The sequence below is a fragment of the Promicromonospora sp. NPDC050880 genome, assembly GCF_044456525.1.
Taxonomy (GTDB): domain Bacteria; phylum Actinomycetota; class Actinomycetes; order Actinomycetales; family Cellulomonadaceae; genus Promicromonospora.
Genome location: NZ_JBITFV010000021.1, coordinates 25,132 through 43,113 on the forward strand (window position 1 = coordinate 25,132; position 17,982 = coordinate 43,113).

Below are 17,982 nucleotides of genomic sequence, written 5' to 3' on the forward strand. Positions count from 1 at the left end.
GCACCTGGGGCAGTGCTCCCTCGTGCCTCGATACGATCCGTTCCCGGCGGGTGCTCACCGTCGAGGTCACCGAGTCGACGGGCAGGGCACGCGTGAAGAGTGGGACGGCGGTCTTCTTCGTCGCGGTCGGGGCGCTCCTGCTTCTCGATGCACTGGTCGTGTCGCTGTCGGTCCCCATGAACACCGGCATCATCGCGACGTTCGTGATCGGTGGCGGCTACGTGCTCCACGGGCTGCACCGTCGCACGCGCGAAGGACCGTCGACGTGGGTGAGCACCCTCGTACTGCTCGTTCACGTGCCGCTGGTCCTCGTCATCGCGTTCGTGGCCGTCTTCGGCCGGACCGACACCGTCACGTACACCGAGGACGCCGTCGTCGTCCTCGGTACGGCGATCGACGGGGAGCGCGTGACGCCGGCGCTCCGCAACCGGCTGGAGACGGCCGTCGAGTACGTCGAGCGGAACCCCGATGCACTCGTCGTCGTGGCCGGCGGCCGAGGGCCCGGGGAATCGATCACCGAAGCCCTGGCGATGGAACGGTTCCTGCGCGCGCAGGGGGTTGCCCCGAGGGCGATCCTCGAGGAGGAGCGATCGACCAGCACCGCGGAGAACTTCGCCTTCACGAAGAACCTCCTGGACGCCCGCCTGGAGGAGGGCTACACGACGCTCTTCGTCACGAACGACTTCCATGTCCTCCGGGCGAACGAGCTGTCGAGGAGGGCAGGACTCGAGAGCACGCACCTGCACGCGGGGACACCCTGGTACGAGGTGCCGGTCGACTACACGCGCGAGCTCCTGGCGCTGGGCAAGTTCCTCGCGGTCGGCAGCTGACCGCGATCGACCACGCGCCGAGGTGGCCGCCCCGCGCCGGGGCGGCCACCGAGGGACGCCGCTCAGTCGCGGAACGTCTCGATCCGCGCCCCCAGCTCGATGAGCCGCTCGGCGAGCTGCTCGTAGCCGCGGGCGATGATGTCCACGTCGCGCAGCACCGACGTGCCCGTGGAGGCGAGCATGCCGAGCAGGATGACCACGGCCGGGCGGAGCGCGGGCGGGCAGCTCACCTCGGCGCCGCGCCAGCGCGTCGGGCCCGTGATCTGCAGGCGGTGCGGGTCCATGAGGCGCACGTCGGCGCCGAGGCGGGTCAGGTCCGTGAGGTGGATGGCCCGGTTCTCGTAGACCCAGTCGTGCAGGAGGGTGGTGCCCGTCGCGCGTGCCGCGATGACGGCGAAGAACGGCAGGTTGTCGATGTTCAGGCCCGGGAACGGCATCGCGTGGATCTTGTCGATCGGGGCGCGCAGCTCGCTCGGGTGCACCGTGACGTCGACGAGGCGGGTGCGGCCGTTGTTCGACAGGTACTCGGGGCTGAGGGTGTACCGCTGCCCCATCTCGGCGAGGGTGGCGAGCTCGATCTCCATGAACTCGATCGGTACCCGTGTGACGGTGATCTCGGACCCCGTGACGATGCCGGCGGTCAGCAGGCTCATCGCCTCGACCGGGTCCTCCGAGACGGTGTACTCGACGTCCGTCTCGAACCGGGAGCGCCCGTGCACGCGCAGGGTGGTGGTGCCGATGCCCTCGATGCGGACGCCCAGCAGCTCCAGGTAGAAGCAGAGGTCCTGGACCATGTAGTTGGGGCTGGCGTTGCGGATGGTCGTCACGGCGTCGCGGCCGGCCGCCGCCATCAGGGCGTTCTCGGTGACGGTGTCGCCGCGCTCGGTGAGCACGATGGACAGGTCGCCGGTGCCCGGGGTGACCGTGGCCTGGTAGTGCCCGGCGGTCGCGACGACGTCGAGGCCGAACGGGCGCAGGGCGATCATGTGCGGCTCGACGGTACGGGTGCCCAGGTCGCAGCCGCCCGCGTAGGGCAGCTCGAAGTTCGGCTCGCGGCCGAGGAGCGGGCCGAAGAACATGATGATCGACCGGGTGCGCACGGCGGCGTCGACGTCGATGGACGCCAGGTCGAGGGACTCGGGGCGGACGATCTCGAGGTCGCGGCCGTTCGGCGCCCACGTGGCGCTGACGCCGATGGAGCGCAGCACGTCGAGGATGCGGTCCACCTCGACGATCCGGGCCACGTTGCGCAGCACGGTGCGGCCGTGGTTGAGCAGCGATGCGCACAGCAGCGCGACGGCGCCGTTCTTGGACGAGTTCACCGCGATCGTGCCGGAGAGCTGGTGCCCGCCCTCGATCTGCAGGTGGGTGCGGCGGTGCGCGCCGACAGTGATGAGCTCGGAGTCCAGGGCGGCGCTGATGCGGCCGATCATCTCAAGACTGAGATTCTGCGCCCCCTGCTCGATACGGTGCACCGCGCTCTGGCTCGTGCTCAGCCGGTCGGCGAGCTGGGTCTGGGTGAGTCCACGGTGCTGGCGCGCGCTGCGGACCAGGGCTCCTACCTGTGCGGCGTCTACCGCGGGGATCGATCCGGTCAGCGGTCGTTCGGTGCTGGCGATAGTCACGGCGACGACTCTAACTCACATATGAGATACGTGCGCACTCACAGGTCGAAGAGCGTCGGCTGCTCCAGGTAGACACCCTCCGTCTCGAGCATCCGCACCTTGGTACGCGGCCCGCCCCGGGCCGAGAACCCGCCGACACGTCGCCCGGCGGCGAGCACGCGGTGGCACGGCACGATGGGCGGGAACGGGTTGCGTCCCATCGCCTGCCCGACGGCCTGGGCGGCCCCCGGCGCACCCAGCTCGGTCGCCACCTCGCCGTACGTGCGGGTCTCGCCCGGCGGTATGGCCCGCACGATCTCGTACACCCGGCGGTCGAAGTCGGGGACGGCGCTCATGTCCAGGGGGATCTCGGCCAGGGTGCCGACACCGTCGGCCAGCAGGCGGGTGAGCGCGGCGGCCGCCCCCTCCACCAGGGCCGGCGGGGCCTCGACCGCGCTCGGGTACCAACCGTGCACGGCACGCCGGACCTGCTCCGCGCCGCCGTGCGGCAGGGTCGAGCCGACGATCTCGCCACGCTCGTTCCAGACGAGCGCGCACTCCCCGATCGCCGTCGGGACCACCGCGAACTCGAGCCTGTCCTGGGCCATGCACCACACCCTAGGCGGAGCCACCGACAGTCACGGTCACCGCAGAGGTCCGGTCAGCCCTCCGTCCAGCGCTCCGCCAGGGCGCTCGCCTTCTCCGCGGCGTCCGGACCGCCGCTGCCCGTCGCGCCCAGGCTGCCCGCCGCCGCCAGCCCGTCGGCGTAGCCGACGGCGTAGGTGGTCACCGGCGCGGCCGGCCGGGCGACGGCGTGCGCGGCGTCGCGCGCCAGGTCGAGCACCGCGCCGACGTCGACCGTGCCGGGCGGGAGCCCGAGCTCCTTCTCCAGCGCCGCTACCCAGCTGTCGAGCTCTGCCATCTCGTGTCCCTTCACAGGTGGTGCGCCGTCAGCGGTCGGGCCGGACGCCCAGCCGGGCCGCGTCGGCGGGGGTGTCGATGTCGTCGCTCCAGCCTGCCGGGTCCGTGACCTCGGTGCAGCGCAGCGCGCCGACCAGCCGTCGCATCGAGGCGCCGTGCGCATCGGTCCCGTCCAGCGCGGCGTCGAGGGCGGCCCGGCGGTACAGCCCCACCAGCCACTGGGCCCGCCCGTCACGGACCAGGTGGGCGCCGTCGGCCGGTTCACGTGAAACGGCGTGCTCCAGGGCCGTCACGGCGTGCACCGCGTAGGGAACGTCCACCGCGAGGACCAGCACCCACGGCGCACCGGGGGCGGGCAGGGCGCGCAGCCCCGCGGCCAGGCCCGCCACGGGTCCGCCGTGCGGCGGGTCCTCACGCGTCAGGCGGGGTATCGGTCTCGACCCGGGCGGCGCGGCCGGCGCCACCTCGTGGCGGAGTGCCGCGGGCCGCGTTTCCCTGAGCCGGGCCGCCAGCTCCGGCGGACCCACCACCACGACCTCGCGGGCCGCCGCGCTCGCGGTGAGCGCGCGGTCGAGGAGCGGCGCGCCGTCGACCACGAGGTCCGCCTTGGACGCCCCGCCCAGCCGGGTGGCACGGCCCCCGGCGAGGATCACGGCGTCGTACGCGAGAGCGTGTGTCCCGGCGACGCCGGCGGCCGGGCGGGTCATCGCAACATCAGCACCTCGACAGGGTCCCCGGCGCGCACCTTCTCGACGTCGGGTGGCACCAGGGCCAGGCCGTCGGCGCAGGCGAGGGCGGACAGCGAGTGGCGGGACCCGAGTGGTACGACGCCGGGGGCATCCAAGAGCGTGGGGTCCGCGCCCGCGTCGGGCGGCGGCGAGGTGAGGTGCCCTGCCGGACCGGGCAGCGCGGCCGACGCGGTCCCGGGCGGTCGCACCACGCGGACCGGGACGACGAGGAGTCGGCCGGGCGAACCCGGCCAGTCCGCTGCCGCGGGGAGTACTGCCGTGAAGGGCAGGTTGCTCCGCGTAGACATTGTCGACGCAGAGTGACCGGCCTCCGCGGGGCGCCCTCGGAGGCGGTCGACGGCCGGCCGCACGAAGAGCTCGAACGACGCGTACGCGCCGACCGGGTTGCCGGGCAGCGCGAGCCACGGGACCCCGCGCCAGCGAGCCAGAGCCTGCGGCCGACCGGGGGACATGGCGACGGCGGCGACGTCGACGTCCGTGGCGTCCGCCCCCCACGCGTCGGATCCCAGGACCTCCCGGACGACGTCGGCGGCTCCCGCGGACACGCCCCCGGCGGTCACGACCAGGTCGGCGGGTTGCCCGGGCTCCCGCGGACCTGCGTCCGGCCCGACACCGCCCGCGTCCGGCCCGACGCCGCCCGCTCCGGCCCCGACCGCCCCGCCGACCGCCTCGTCGAGTGCCGCGCGGAGCGCCGCCGGATCGTCCGGGACCGGCCCGATCCGCACCACGTCGGCGCCGGCTGCGCGCGCGGCGGCGGCGAGCATCGGCCCGTTGGAGTCGGTGATCTGGCCGGGCCCGGGCGCCGAGCCGACCGGCACCAGCTCGGCCCCCGTCGAGATCACGGCGACCAGGGGGCGTCGTCGGGCAGGGACGCGAACCGTGCCCGACGCCGCCAGCGCACCCACGAGCACCGCCGTCACCTCGGTTCCCGCGCGGGCGAGGAGCTCGCCCCGCCGCACGTCCTCGCCGGCGGCCCGGACGTGCGGGCGGGGCCGGCGGGCGAGCGTGACCGAATCCTCCGTCCGGGGCGCCCCGGCGACGAACCGGCCGATGGACGTGTGCTCCACGGGGACGACGGCGTCCGCCCCGGGCGGGAGCGGCGCGCCGGTCATGATCCGCACCGCCTGCCCCGGCCCCACCGGGTCCGGATCGCCCGGCCCGGCGGCGACGTCGCCGGTCACGCGGAGGCTGACCGGGGAACCGTCGGACGGCAGGTCCATCAGGCGCACGGCGTAGCCGTCCATCGCTGCGCTGTCGAAGGGCGGCACGGACACCGCGGCGTACAGGTCCTCCGCGACGACCTCCCCGAGCGCGTCGGCGACGTCGACCGGCCGGGCCGGCAGCGGCGCGACCAGGCCGAGCACCCGCTCGATGTGCTCCGTGACGCCGCGCAGCCGCTGCTCCATGGGTCCGACCCTAGGCCAGGCGGGCGCACCGGTGATCTGCGGAGCCGCACCGGGCCACGGCGAGCGACGCGCCCTCACACCGGGCACCCGCACGCTGTGCGTTCTTCCTTACGGTCGATTAACTGCTCTTTGTCGGGCGATGAAACACCGTCTCCCTAGTTTCTTCAGCGTCGGTCCGACGTCGGGCCGGCCCCGGGTGCGGCACCCTGCCGTCCCGGGTGCGCCCGGCGTCGTCGGGCATTCGCCCATGCAGGGAGGACACCGTGTCCACTCCGACCACACGCGACGAGCAGACGGTCGCCGACGAGCACGCCGGCCCGGCCGACACCGCCCCCAGGTCCGCGATCCAGCGCCGCACCGGACGCTGGATCGACCACTGGGACCCCGAGGACAAGACCCTGTGGGAGGACGGCGGGCGCCGCACCGCGCGTCGCAACCTCGTGCTCTCCATCTTCGCCGAGTTCCTGGGCTTCGGTGCCTGGGCCCTGTGGTCGATCGTCGTGCCGCAGCTGCCGGCCGCCGGCTTCGACCTCACGGTCGACCAGATGTTCTGGCTCATCTCCGTGCCGAGTCTCGTCGGCGCGACCCTCCGCATCCCCTACACCTTCGCCGTGCCGGTGTTCGGCGGGCGCAACTGGACCATCGTCTCTGCGCTGCTCCTGCTGCTGCCCACCGGGGCGCTGATCCTCACCGTCTCCGACCCGACCACGCCGTTCCCGCTGCTGCTGGCGGCTGCGGCGCTCGCGGGACTGGGCGGCGGCAACTTCGCCTCGTCGATGGCGAACATCTCGTTCTTCTTCCCCGAGAAGGAGAAGGGCGCGGCCCTCGGCTGGAACGCCGCCGGCGGCAACATCGGCACGGCAGCCGTGCAGCTCGCGGTGCCGCTCGTCATCGTGACCGGTGCCGGCGTCGCGCTCGACCGCGCGGGCCTGATCTTCATCCCGTTCATCCTGCTCGCCGCGTTCCTCGCCTGGCGCTGGATGGACAACCTCGCCACCGCCAAGGCCGACCCGCGCTCGTTCGGCGTGGCCGTCCACGACAAGCACACGTGGATCATCAGCTTCATCTACATCGGCACCTTCGGTTCGTTCATCGGCTACGCGGGCGCCTTCCCCACGCTGCTGGCCAGCGAGTTCCCGCAGGTGGCCCTGCCGCTCGCGTTCCTGGGTGCGCTCGTGGGATCGGTCGCGCGGCCGCTCGGCGGGATCATCGCCGACCGGGTGGGCGGCATGATCGTCACGATCGGTGCCTTCGCCGTCATGGCCCTCGGTGCCATGGGGGCGATCTGGGCCCTCGGGGCCGGCAGCTTCCCGGTGTTCTTCGGCTCGTTCCTCGGCCTGTTCGTCGCCACGGGCGTGGGGAACGGCTCCGTCTACCGGATGATCCCCGCGGTCTTCCGGGTGAGCGGCGCCACGGCGAAGGCCGCCGCCGGGTGCATCGGCATCGCCGGAGCCATCGGCGCGTTCGGCGGGTTCCTCATCCCGCGCGGGTTCGCGCTCTCCACCACGGTGACCGGGTCGCTCGTGCCCGCGCTGTGGCTGTTCGTCGGCGTGTACGCCGTCATGGCCTTCGTCTGCTGGTTCGTCTACGGGCGGGGCGCCATGGCCGAGGCGCGGGTCTGACGATGCTCGCCGCTCCCGTGGCCGGGACCCCGGCCGGTACCCCGGCCGGGGTCGACTCGCACTGCCCGTACTGCGCGCTCCAGTGCGGGATGTCGCTGACGCCACGCCCGGGTGGGCCCGGCACAGGTGCAGCCGCGCCCGACGCACCTGCGGGTGCGGTGGGCGCGGCGCCCGAGGTGCGGCCGCGCGACTTCCCGACGAACCGGGGCGGGCTCTGCCAGAAGGGGTGGACGTCGGCGGCGGTCCTGGGGGCGTCCGACCGCATCGTCACGCCGCTCGTGCGCCGGTCGGTGCTGGCGGGGCCGGATCGGGCGGCCGACCCGGCGGAGTCCCGCGATGAGCCGGCCGGACCGGGTGACCCGCTGCTGCCCGTCTCCTGGGAGACGGCGCTCGATCTGGTGGCCGGCCGCCTGGCGCAGCTCCGGGCTGAGCACGGGCCGCAGTCGGTGGCCGTGTTCGGCGGGGGCGGGCTGACCAACGAGAAGGCGTACGCGCTCGGCAAGTTCGCGCGGACCGTGCTGCACACCCCCAACATCGACTACAACGGCCGCTTCTGCATGGCGTCGGCGGCCGCCGGCATGAACCGGTCGTTCGGCGTCGACCGGGGGCTGCCGTTCCCGCTGGCCGACCTCGGCGGGGCGCAGGCCGTGCTGCTCCTCGGGTCGAACCTCGCCGAGACCATGCCGCCGGCCGTGCAGCATCTCGCCGGCGCGCGCGCCGCGGGCGGGCTCGTCGTCGTGGACCCGCGGCGGTCCGCGACGGCCCGGCTCGCGGACGACCCGGCGTCGGAGCAGCCTGCCCAGGGCGTGCACCTGGCACCCGTGCCCGGCACGGACCTCGCGGTGCTGCTCGGGCTGCTGCACGTGGTGCTCGCCGAGGGGCTCGCCGACCGGGCCTACCTCGCCGAGCGCACCACCGGGTTCGACGACGTCGCCCGGTCCGTGGCCGGCTGGTGGCCGGAACGGGTCGAGTCCGTCTCGGGCGTGCCCGCGACCGAGCTGCGCCGCGTGGCCCGGCTGCTGGCCGCGGCCGCACCGGTGCACGGCGGCTCCGGGGCGTACGTGCTGACCGGCCGCGGTGTCGAGCAGTCCACGCAGGGCACGGCCACCGTCACCGCGGCGATCAACCTCGCCCTCGCGCTGGGCCTGCCCGGCCGGGCCGGCTCCGGGTACGGCGCGATCACCGGACAGGGCAACGGGCAGGGCGGCCGGGAGCACGGGCAGAAGGCCGACCAGCTCCCCGGCTACCGCAAGATCGACGACCCGGCAGCCCGCGCGCACGTCGCCGCCGTCTGGGGCGTGGACCCGGAGTCGCTGCCCGGCCCCGGGGTCCCTGCGGTACGGCTCCTGCGTTCCCTGGGCACGCCGGGCGGACCGCGGGCACTGCTGGTGCACGGGTCCAACGTCGTGGTGAGCGCGCCGAACGCGGGCGGCGTCATCGAGCGGCTCAAGAGCCTCGACCTGCTCGTGGTGTGCGACTTCGTGCCGAGCGAGACGGCGCTCCTGGCCGACGTCGTGCTCCCCGTGACCCAGTGGGCCGAGGAGGAGGGCACCATGACGTCGCTGGAGGGCCGGGTCATCCGCAGGCGGGCCGTCGTGCGGCCGCCCGGCGAGGCCCGGTCCGAGCTGTGGATCCTCGCGGAGCTGGCGCGGCGCCTCGGCGGCCCCGCGACGCCGGTCTTCCCGACCGACCCCGCCGTGGTGTTCGACGAGCTCGCCCGGGCCTCCGCGGGCGGTCCGGCGGACTACTCGGGCCTGTCCCACGCCCGCCTCGACGCGGACGAGGCGGCGGGCGGGCCGGGCCTGTTCTGGCCGGTCCCGGCCGGCCCTGCCGAGGTACCGGGCCGGGCCGGACCTGGCGGTGTCGCGGTCCCGACCGGTCCGGCCGGTGCCTCCGGCCCGCGCGAGCACCCGGGGACGCCCCGTCTGTTCCTCGACCGGTTCGCGACGCCCGACGGCCGGGCGCGCATGGTCGCCGTCGACCACATGGGCCCGAGCGACGAGGTGCGCCCCGGCGCCCCGTTCTACCTGGTCACCGGGCGGGTGCTGCAGCACTACCAGTCGGGCGCGCAGACGCACCGCGTCGCGGAGCTGGAGCGCCTGGTCGCGGAGCCGTACGTCGAGCTGCACCCGGTGCTCGGCTTCCGGCTCGGCCTGCCCGACGGCGCCCGCGTGCGCCTCACCAGCGCACGCGGCCGGGTCGAGGCGACCGCCCGCTGGACCGACGCCGTGCGCCCCGACACGGTCTTCATGCCGTTCCACTGGAGCGGCATCGGCTCGGTCAACCAGGTGACGACGGACGCCACCGACCCGATCTCCGGGATGCCCGAGTTCAAGGTCTGCGCGGTCGACGTCGCGGCCGTGCCGTCGAGCGACCCGGCCGAGGCGGAGCCGGTCCCCGAGCGGACCGCGTCCGAGCAAGCCCACCCGCGCCCCAGCGAGAAGGAGCTGTCGACATGAACCTGCGTGTCCCCGTGAAGGTGGTCGTGGTCGGCTTCGGGATGGTCGGGTCACGGCTCGTGGACGAGCTGCTGCGCCGCGAGCCCGAGGCGTTCGACGTGACGGTGCTCGGCAGCGAGCCGTACGAGCCCTACAACCGCGTGCTGCTCAGCGACGTCGTGGCCGGCCGCACCGACGTCGCCGCCATCACGATGCCCCTGCCCGACGGCGCCCGCGTCACCGTGCGCCGGGGCGTGTCCGCCGTGTCGGTGGACCGGGCGTCGCGGGTGGTCACCGCCGACGACGGGACCTCGCACCCGTACGACCACCTGGTGCTCGCGACCGGTGCCGCGGCCCGCATCCCGCCCATCCCGGGCCTGCGCAGCGCCGACGGCGGCCTGCCCGCGGGCGTGCACGCCCTGCGCACCCTCGACGACGCGCGCGAGATCGTGGCGGCCACGGTCAACGCACCCCGCGCCGTCGTGGTGGGCGGGGGCGTGCTGGGGCTGGAGGCCGCCGTCGGGCTGGCGGGACGAGGGCTGAACGTGACCCTCGTGCACCACACCGGCTCTCTGATGGAGCGGCAGCTCGACCCCGAGGCGGCGGACGTGGTCCGCGCGGGGCTGGAGGCGCAGGGCGTGACCGTGCTGCCGGACCGGCTGTCCAGCGAGGTGCTCGTGGCGGGCGGCCGCGCTGTCGGCGTCCGGGTGCGGAGGCGGGCCGGCGCGGGCCCGGACGACCCGGGGGCGGAACCGCACGAGGAGGTGGTCGCGGCGCGGCTCGTGGTGTTCTCGATCGGCACCGTCCCGGAGACCGGGCTCGCCGCCGCGGCCGGGCTGTCGACCGACCGGGGCGTCGTGGTGGGTCACGACCTGACCAGCCCCGACGACCCGCGGGTGCACGCGATCGGCGACTGCGCGCAGCCGCCGGGCGGGTCGCGCGGGCTCGTCGCCGAGGGGTGGGACCAGGCCCGGCGGCTGGCGGAGAAGCTGGTGTCGCTGGTGGAACCCGTCGTCGAGCCGGCCGCGGTCGTGCTCGGCCGGTCGGCCGGGCCGCACCTGCGTGTCCCGCGCGACGACGCGCAGCCCAGCATGGCGGTGCGGCTCGGTGCCCTGCTGACCAGCGGTGCCACCACGCGTGCGCAGTCGGAACGCGGGATCGACACGCGTGGCACCGACGTGGTCAAGGTCAAGGGCGGCCCGCTCAGCGTCACCACGATGGGGGTCTGCGGGCCGGTGCGGGCCGACGGCGCGACACAGCGCGCGGTCCGCCTGGCCGACCCGCGCGCCGGGCGGTACGTCGAGGTGGTGGTGGCGGACGGCGTGCTCGTGGGCGCCACGTGCGTGGGCGACCCGCGGGTGGCCGCCGACCTCACGGCTGCCTACACACGGCGCACGCCGGTGCCGCACGACCCGGCGTTCCTGCTGCTGACGCCCGTGATGGCCGCGGCGGCCCCGGCGTCGTCCCCCGAGCACATGCCCGACGACGCCGTGGTGTGCCGGTGCAACGGCGTGACCAAGGGGGACATCGGCTCCGCGTGCGCGGCGGGCGCGCACACCGTGGAGGACGTCACCCGCGAGACCCGCGCGACGACGGGCTGCGGCTCGTGCAAGGACGCCGTGTGCGGGCTGGTCGACTGGCTCCGGGCACCGGAACGGTCCGTCCCGGAACCGGCGTAGCCGTGCGAGGTGCGCTTCTACCCAGTCATCTCGCCCGGGATCGAGCTCCGTCCGGGCGAGATGACTGGGTAGAAGCGCACTTTCATGCCGGGCGCGTCCACTCCAGCGTGTGGCGGAAGAAGAGACGGCGGCGCAGGCGAGCGCCGGGCAGGATCTCGCGGGCGGCCCGGGAGATCTCCGCGAACGTCGCCTCGGCGTCGCGGACCGGCATCGGCGGATCACCGGCGGTGCCGCCGGTCGGTGCGCAGCCGGCCGGTGCAGAGCCGGCGGGCGTGTCGCAGGCCGGTGCGCCGCCGGCCCGGTCGGCCGGACCGCCGTCGTCCGCAGGTCCCCGGACCGGCCGCGGGTGCCGGATCAGCCCGACCAGGGGGTTCAGCAGCGACGACGGCACGTCCCAGGCCAGGTCGGCCAGGGTGTCGGCGCGGGCGAGGCCGACGACGAGCAGCCGGCCGCCCGGCGCGAGCAGCCCGGCGGCGTGCCGGAGCGCGGGCTCCAGCGGCAGGTGGTGCAGCACCGCGACCATGGTGATCACGTCGAACTCGCCGTCGACCTCCTCGAACCGGGCGTGCCGCACGGTCACCGACGGGTCGCCGGCGAACCGGTCCGCGGCGACGGCGGCCATCGCGGCGTCGGCGTCGACCCCCAGCACCTCGCCGAACCGTCCGCGCAGCCGGCTCAGCAGGAGCCCCTTGCCGCAGCCGACGTCGAGCGCGCGCCGCCGCCGGGCCGGGAGCCGCCGCAGGATCCAGCCGTGGAAGTGGTCGTTGTGGCTCCAGGGGTGCCGCTGGTTGACCCGGTGCAGCCAGCGTCCGCCTGCCCGCACCAGGGGATTCGACACGGTCCGGATGTCCACGCCGCCCACGCTAGCGGCCTGCCCGACGGGTGAGCGCGGACCTGGTGGCGCTCCGAGCCCGCATTCCGCGACCAGACCCGCGCTCGCCGCGCAACGACCGCCCCGCTCACCGGGCCGTCACCAGCCCTGTGAGGAAGATGTTCGGCCCGGGTAACCACCGGCGCACCAGCGCGAAAAACCCGCGACCTACAGTCAAGACATGGTCAACTCCGGCACCCCTCAGCACCTCGTCGTGATCGGCGGCGGCATGGTCGCTCAGCGGCTCGTCGAGGCGCTGCGCGCCCGGGACGACGCCGGTCGCTACCGTGTCACCGTCTTCGCGGAGGAACCCCGCGCGCCCTACGACCGGGTGGGTCTGACCCGCTGGTTCGACGAGGGCCCCGACGGCATCGCCCTGGGTGACCCGGCCCTGTGGGCCGACCCGCTGGTCACCCTGCACACCGATCGGAAGATCGAGTCGATCGACCGAGAGGCACGCACCGTCACGGACCGCCTCGGTCACGTGCACCCGTACGACGAGCTGGTCCTCGCCACCGGCTCCAGCGCCGCCATGCCGCCCATCCCCGGCAACGACCTGCCCGGCGTCTTCGTCTACCGCACCATCGACGACGTCGCGGCACTGCGCGGCTGGGTCGAGGAGAAGCGCCGCAGCTACCCGGCGGGCAAGCCGGTGCGCGGCGCGGTCATCGGGGGCGGACTGCTCGGCCTGGAGGCGGCCGGCGCCCTGACCGCGCTGGACGCCCAGGCCACCGTGATCGAGTTCGGTACGCACCTGATGGGCGTCCAGGTGGATCTGGGCGGCGGTCAGGCGCTCAAGCGTCTGATCAACGGCAAGGGCATCGGCGTCCGCGCCGAGACCGCGACCAGCCAGATGCGGCCGCACCGCCGCACCGGCCACGTGGGTCGGCTCGACTTCGCGGACGGCGGCCGGCTCGACGTCGACGTCGTCGTCGTGGCGACCGGGGTGCGGCCCCGCGACGAGCTCGCCCGGGCCGCCGGGCTGGAGATCGGCGAGCGCGGCGGCGCCGTCGTGGACCTGTCGTGCCGCACCGAGGACCCGCACGTGTGGGCCGTGGGCGAGGTGGCCTGCATCGAGGGGCGGTGCATCGGCCTCGTGGCGCCCGGCAACACGATGGCCGAGGTGGTCGTGGACCGGCTGCTCGGCGGTCAGGCGGAGTTCCCGGGTGCGGACACCGCGACCAAGCTCAAGCTGTCCGGGGTGGACGTCGCCTCCTTCGGCGACGCGCACGCCCGCACCGAGGACGCCGTCGAGGTGGTCTGGGCCGACCCGGTGGCCGGCGTCTACAAGAAGCTCGTCCTGTCCGACGACGCGCGCACCCTCCTGGGCGGCGTGTTCGTGGGCGACGCCGCGCCGTACGCCAGCCTGCGCCCGATGCTCGGCGCGGAGCTGCCCGGTGACGACCCGAGCGCGTTCCTCCTGCCGGAGGGCGGCGGGGGCGCCCCGGGCCTGGAGCTGCCCGACGACGCCAACGTGTGCTCCTGCAACAGCGTGTCGGCAGGCACCATCCGCGGTGCCGTCACCGAGCACCAGTGCACCGACGTGCCGGGCGTGAAGGCCTGCACCCGCGCCGGCACCACCTGCGGCGCCTGCCTGCCGCTGGTCAAGAAGCTCGTGGACACCGAGCTGGAGCGGGCCGGCATCGAGGTCAGCACGGCCCTGTGCGAGCACTTCGAGATGTCCCGCGCCCAGCTCTTCGACGCCGTCCGGGTCGCGGACCTGCACTCGTACAGCGACATCGTGGAGCGGTTCGGGAGCGGTCCGGACGGCGCCGCCAAGGGCCGCGGCTGTGACATCTGCAAGCCCGTCGTCGCCTCGATCCTGGCGAGCCTGGGCAACGGGCACATCCTCGCGGGCGAGCAGTCCACGCTCCAGGACACCAACGACCACATGCTCGCCAACCTGCAGAAGGACGGCACCTACTCGGTGGTGCCCCGGATGCCCGGCGGCGAGGTCACGCCGGAGGGACTCATCGTGGTGGGCGAGGTCGCGCGCGACTTCGGGCTCTACACGAAGATCACGGGCGGCCAGCGCATCGACATGTTCGGCGCCCGCGTGGAGCAGCTCCCGGACATCTGGCGCCGGCTGGTCGACGCCGGCTTCGAGTCCGGGCACGCGTACGGCAAGTCGCTGCGCACCGTGAAGTCGTGCGTCGGCTCCACGTGGTGCCGGTACGGCGTGCAGGACTCCGTGGGCATGGCCGTCGAGCTGGAGCTGCGCTACCGCGGCCTGCGTTCGCCGCACAAGCTCAAGATGGGCGTGTCCGGCTGCGCCCGCGAGTGCGCGGAGGCCCGCGGCAAGGACGTGGGCGTCATCGCCACCGACAAGGGCTGGAACGTGTACGTGGGCGGCAACGGCGGCCAGACGCCGCGGCACGCCAGGCTGCTCGCCGAGGACCTCACGTCCGAGGAGCTCCTGCGGACCATCGACCGGTTCCTCATGTACTACGTGCGCACCGCCGACCGGCTGCAGCGCACCGCGCCGTGGATCGAGGAGGTCGACGGCGGCCTGGACGGCGTGCGCGAGGTGATCATGGAGGACTCGCTCGGCATCTGCGCCGACCTGGACGCCGCGATGGCCCGCCACGTCGAGAACTACGAGGACGAGTGGAAGGCCGTGCTGGAGGACCCGGAGAAGCTGCGCCGGTTCTCGTCGTTCGTCAACGCCCCGAAGGACGCCGACCCGTCGCTCGCCTACGTCACCGAGCGCGGCCAGCGCCGTCCGGCGACGTCGGCCGAGCGTGCCGCGGGCGTCGTCATCGCGGGCCCGAAGCTGGAGGTGCGCGCATGACCGTCAACGACGTGTCGGACGCCCGGGTCACCGGGGTGGCCGGGCGGTCCGACCGCCCGGGCGTGGTGCGGTGGGAGCGGGTCTGCCTGCTCGGCGACCTGTTCCCCGAGCGTGGTGCGGCGGCGCTGTTCGGGGACGTCCAGGTGGCCCTGTTCCGCCTGCCCGAGGACCCGGCGTACGGGGTCCACGCCGGGCGCGTCTACGCGGTGCAGAACCTGGACCCGTTCTCGGCCGCGAACGTCATGTCACGGGGGATCGTCGGTACGCGCGCGGGCGAGCCCACGGTGGCGGCCCCGGTCTACAAGCAGGTCTTCTCCCTGGTCACGGGCACGTGCCTGGTCCTGGCGGACAAGGCCCCGAAGGACGACCTCCCGCCGGACCTGCTCACCTACCCGGTCGAGGTCCGCGAGGACGTGATCCACGTAGGTCTGCCATGACATCCGACTCCGTCGAGTGCGGGATCCTCGCCCTCTCAGAGGCCGCTGCAGGGGCGAGAAGCCAGCACTCAACGATCGGGAGGGTGACGCTCGTCGGGGGTGGGCCCGGGGCGGTCGACCTGCTGACCGTGCGGGCGTGGCGGGCGTTGCAGGCGGCCGACGTCGTCGTGGCGGACCGGCTCGGTCCCGTCGAGATCCTCGCCGAGCTGCCGCCGCACGTGCGTGTGGTCGACGTCGGCAAGGAGCCGGGCCGGCACCCCGTGCCGCAGGAGCGCATCAACGAGCTGCTCGTGGAGCATGCGCTCGCGGGCGCGCACGTGGTGCGGCTCAAGGGCGGCGACCCGTTCGTGCTCGGCCGGGGCGGCGAGGAGGTGCTCGCCTGCGTGGCGGCGGGCGTGCCGGTCGAGGTGGTCCCGGGCATCACGTCCGCCGTCGCCGTGCCGGGGCTGGCCGGCATCCCGCTGACCCACCGGGGCGTCACCACGGGCTTCCACGTGGTCTCGGGCCACTGCGCCGCGGCCGCGGACCCGGACCCGTCGGGGCCGCTCGACGCCGCCGCCCTCTCCTGCGTGACCGGCGGCACGGCTACGCTTGTCGTACTGATGGGGGTGCGGTCCCTCGGCGCGATCGTGGCGCAGTCCCTGGCCGCAGGCGCCGATCCCGGAACTCCCGTGGCGATCGTGGAGAACGGCTCCACTCCGGAGCAGCGCGTCACCCGGGCCCGTCTCGACGAGGCGGCCGCCGTGGCGGCGGCCCGGGGTGTGCGGTCCCCCGCGGTCGTGGTCATCGGCCACGTGGCCGCGGCTGGGCTTCTGGAGGGTACGAGTGAGCGACGTCTGGCAGGTGCCGGTGTCTGATCTCGCAGCGCCCGCGCACGCCCGGGCGACGCGCCCGGCGCTGGGCCAGGTCATGGCCGGTGCCACCGTCCTCGTCACCGCCGAACGACGCGCCGGCGAGCTCGCGGCCGCCCTGGAGCGCCGCGGCGCCACCATCCGCCACGCCCCCGCGCTCAGCATGATCCCGCACGTCGACGACGAGACGCTGATCGCGGCCACGCGGGCCATCGTGGCCGCGCCGCCCGACGTCGTCGTGGTCACCACCGGGATCGGGTTCCGCGCCTGGATCGAGGCCGCCGACGCGCACGGCCTGGCCGAACCGCTCCTCGCCCTGCTGGCGGGCACCCGCATCGTCGCGCGCGGGCCCAAGGCCCGCGGCGCCATCCAGGCCGCCGGGCTCCAGGCGGACTGGGTGGCCGAGTCCGAGACGTCCGCCGAGGTCGCGGAGGTGCTGCTCAGCGAGGGCGTGCAGGGCCTGCGCATCGCCATCCAGCACCACGGCGCCGGCGCGGACGGGCTGGACGAGGTGTTCGAGAAGGCCGGTGCGCAGGTCGCGAGCCTGGTCGTCTACCGGTGGGGCCCCGCACCCGACCCCGCGGTCGTGCGCGACTCGGCGCACGCCGTGGCCGACGGCGAGATCGACGCCGTGGTCTTCACCTCCGCCCCCGGGGCCGAGGCCTGGATCAGCGCCGTCGAGGACGAGGGCGTCCTGGACCGGGTGCGGGCCCGGTTCACCGACGGCGGCACTATCGCCGCCGCCGTCGGGCCGGTCACGGCGAAGCCGCTGGAGCACCGCGGGATCGTGCCGCTGCAGCCCGAGCGCGGACGGCTCGGCGCGCTCGTGCGGGCCGTGGTGGGGCACTACGAGCACATCGAGTCCGTCGCGCTGAGCACCGTCGCCGGCTCGCTGGTCATCCGTGCCCGCGTCGCCGTGCTCGACGGTCAGGTGCTGCCCCTGTCGCCGACCGGCGTGGCCGTGCTCCGGCTGCTCGCGGCCGCGCAGGGCGACGTCGTCTCGCGCGAGGAGGTTCTGGCCGCCCTGCCGGGAGACTCCCAGGACACGCACGCCGCCGAGGTCGCGATCGCGCGGCTGCGCGAGGCGGCGGGCCGCCGCGACCTCATCCGCACGGTGGTGAAGCGGGGCTACCGCATCGAGCTGGCCTGAGCGGCCCCAACACCGGCGCTGACTGCCGTCTAGCGGAGCGCGCCCACCAGCACCGACTCGACCACCTCGCGGACGGCGGCATCGTCCGGCCGGGCGCCCAGCTCACCGGCGAACATCAGGTGCCCGGTGCCCACCACGGTCATCGCGAGGTAACGAGGTTCGGCGGCGGGCGCCACGCGGCCGGACGACTGCTCGGCGGTCAGATAGGTCGCCAGCGCCGCGGTGATCTCCACGAGCAGCGGCAGCCCTTGGGGTGTGGTCTCGCGCAGCCGGCGGCGCAGCTCGTCGCGCGCGGTGACGAGTGCCACCACGGCGAGCGCGACGGGGTCGAGCGTCACGGTCAGGTACGCGGACACGTTGCCGACGACCGTGCCGGAGCCTGCGGTGGCGACGAGGTGCTCGCCGGCGTCGTCGGCCTGCTGGATGCGGGCGCGCACGAGCGCGGCGAGAAAGTCGTCGAAGTCCGCGAAGTGGCGGTGCAGCACACCCTTGGCGACGCCGGCCTCGTCGGTCACGGCGCGGCTGGTCAGCGCCGCGGCACCGCCGGTCGTGAGCAGCCGTTCGGCGGCGGCCACGAGCTGGGCGCGCGGGTCCTGGAGGGCTACTCCGGTGGGCATGGGTGGCTTCTCTCCT

General features: G+C 74.6%; 15 protein-coding genes. 8 read left to right on the forward strand and 7 right to left on the reverse strand.

The annotated features are described in order from the left end of the window. Nucleotides 1-50 precede the first annotated feature (50 nt). A complete protein-coding gene (locus ACIBBF_RS23110; RefSeq protein WP_397418095.1) occupies nt 51-830 on the forward strand; it encodes a YdcF family protein in 780 nt (259 codons plus the stop codon). A gap of 62 nt (nt 831-892) precedes the next feature. Here the strand turns inward: ACIBBF_RS23110 and ACIBBF_RS23115 are convergent, their stop codons facing one another. Genes ACIBBF_RS23115 through ACIBBF_RS23135 form a run of 5 tightly spaced genes read right to left on the reverse strand, consistent with a single transcriptional unit; the run spans nt 893 to nt 5,510 of the window. Next, nucleotides 893-2,455: a UDP-N-acetylglucosamine 1-carboxyvinyltransferase gene (locus tag ACIBBF_RS23115; protein WP_397418098.1), complete on the reverse strand. Its 1,563-nt coding sequence runs from the start codon at nt 2,453-2,455 to the stop codon at nt 893-895. Nucleotides 2,456-2,493: 38 nt separating this feature from the next. Further along, complete coding sequence (locus ACIBBF_RS23120) at nt 2,494-3,042, reverse strand: methylated-DNA--[protein]-cysteine S-methyltransferase (RefSeq protein ID WP_397418101.1); 549 nt, start codon at nt 3,040-3,042, stop codon at nt 2,494-2,496. 53 nt (nt 3,043-3,095) lie between these two features. Then, nucleotides 3,096-3,356: a DUF6457 domain-containing protein gene (locus tag ACIBBF_RS23125; RefSeq protein WP_397418103.1), complete on the reverse strand. Its 261-nt coding sequence runs from the start codon at nt 3,354-3,356 to the stop codon at nt 3,096-3,098. Nucleotides 3,357-3,384: 28 nt separating this feature from the next. Then, a complete protein-coding gene (locus tag ACIBBF_RS23130) occupies nt 3,385-4,062 on the reverse strand; it encodes a molybdenum cofactor guanylyltransferase (RefSeq protein ID WP_397418106.1) in 678 nt (225 codons plus the stop codon). Beyond that, nucleotides 4,059-5,510, reverse strand: coding sequence for a molybdopterin molybdotransferase MoeA (locus ACIBBF_RS23135; protein ID WP_397418109.1), 1,452 nt, complete (start codon nt 5,508-5,510; stop codon nt 4,059-4,061). Before ACIBBF_RS23135 ends, ACIBBF_RS23130 begins: the two co-directional genes overlap by 4 nt. A 263-nt stretch (nt 5,511-5,773) precedes the next feature. Between ACIBBF_RS23135 and ACIBBF_RS23140 the strand changes: the two genes are divergently transcribed. The 3 genes from ACIBBF_RS23140 to ACIBBF_RS23150 are packed head-to-tail and all read left to right on the forward strand — an operon-like array spanning nt 5,774 to nt 11,249. Next, entirely contained in the window at nt 5,774-7,132 is a 1,359-nt protein-coding gene (locus ACIBBF_RS23140) for an MFS transporter (protein WP_397418111.1), read from the forward strand. A 2-nt stretch (nt 7,133-7,134) separates the two neighbouring features. Beyond that, a complete protein-coding gene (locus ACIBBF_RS23145) occupies nt 7,135-9,591 on the forward strand; it encodes a molybdopterin oxidoreductase family protein (protein WP_397418114.1) in 2,457 nt (818 codons plus the stop codon). Continuing rightward, nucleotides 9,588-11,249: an FAD-dependent oxidoreductase gene (locus tag ACIBBF_RS23150; RefSeq protein ID WP_397418116.1), complete on the forward strand. Its 1,662-nt coding sequence runs from the start codon at nt 9,588-9,590 to the stop codon at nt 11,247-11,249. The genes ACIBBF_RS23145 and ACIBBF_RS23150 overlap by 4 nt, the downstream gene beginning before the upstream one ends. An 82-nt stretch (nt 11,250-11,331) precedes the next feature. Here ACIBBF_RS23150 and ACIBBF_RS23155 read toward each other — a convergent pair whose 3' ends face one another. Continuing rightward, on the reverse strand, nt 11,332-12,102 hold the full coding sequence (locus tag ACIBBF_RS23155; protein WP_397418119.1) for a class I SAM-dependent methyltransferase: 771 nt from the start codon (nt 12,100-12,102) through the stop codon (nt 11,332-11,334). Nucleotides 12,103-12,301: 199 nt separating this feature from the next. On the opposite strand from ACIBBF_RS23155, the gene nirB reads away from it, so the two are divergent. The 4 genes from nirB (at nt 12,302) to ACIBBF_RS23175 (ending at nt 17,349) form a co-directional block, all read left to right on the forward strand. Continuing rightward, a complete protein-coding gene (gene nirB / locus ACIBBF_RS23160) occupies nt 12,302-14,911 on the forward strand; it encodes a nitrite reductase large subunit NirB (protein WP_397418121.1) in 2,610 nt (869 codons plus the stop codon). Next, a complete protein-coding gene (nirD, locus tag ACIBBF_RS23165) occupies nt 14,908-15,348 on the forward strand; it encodes a nitrite reductase small subunit NirD (protein ID WP_397418123.1) in 441 nt (146 codons plus the stop codon). The genes nirB and nirD overlap by 4 nt, the downstream gene beginning before the upstream one ends. A gap of 83 nt (nt 15,349-15,431) precedes the next feature. Beyond that, nucleotides 15,432-16,205 (forward strand): uroporphyrinogen-III C-methyltransferase, encoded by a 774-nt coding sequence (gene cobA / locus ACIBBF_RS23170; protein WP_397418126.1) that lies wholly within the window; start codon nt 15,432-15,434, stop codon nt 16,203-16,205. Between the two features lie 52 nt (nt 16,206-16,257). After that, complete coding sequence (locus ACIBBF_RS23175) at nt 16,258-17,349, forward strand: uroporphyrinogen-III synthase (protein ID WP_397418191.1); 1,092 nt, start codon at nt 16,258-16,260, stop codon at nt 17,347-17,349. Between the two features lie 29 nt (nt 17,350-17,378). Here ACIBBF_RS23175 and ACIBBF_RS23180 read toward each other — a convergent pair whose 3' ends face one another. Next, a complete protein-coding gene (locus tag ACIBBF_RS23180; protein ID WP_397418128.1) occupies nt 17,379-17,966 on the reverse strand; it encodes a TetR/AcrR family transcriptional regulator in 588 nt (195 codons plus the stop codon). Between the last annotated feature and the right edge of the window lie 16 nt (nt 17,967-17,982).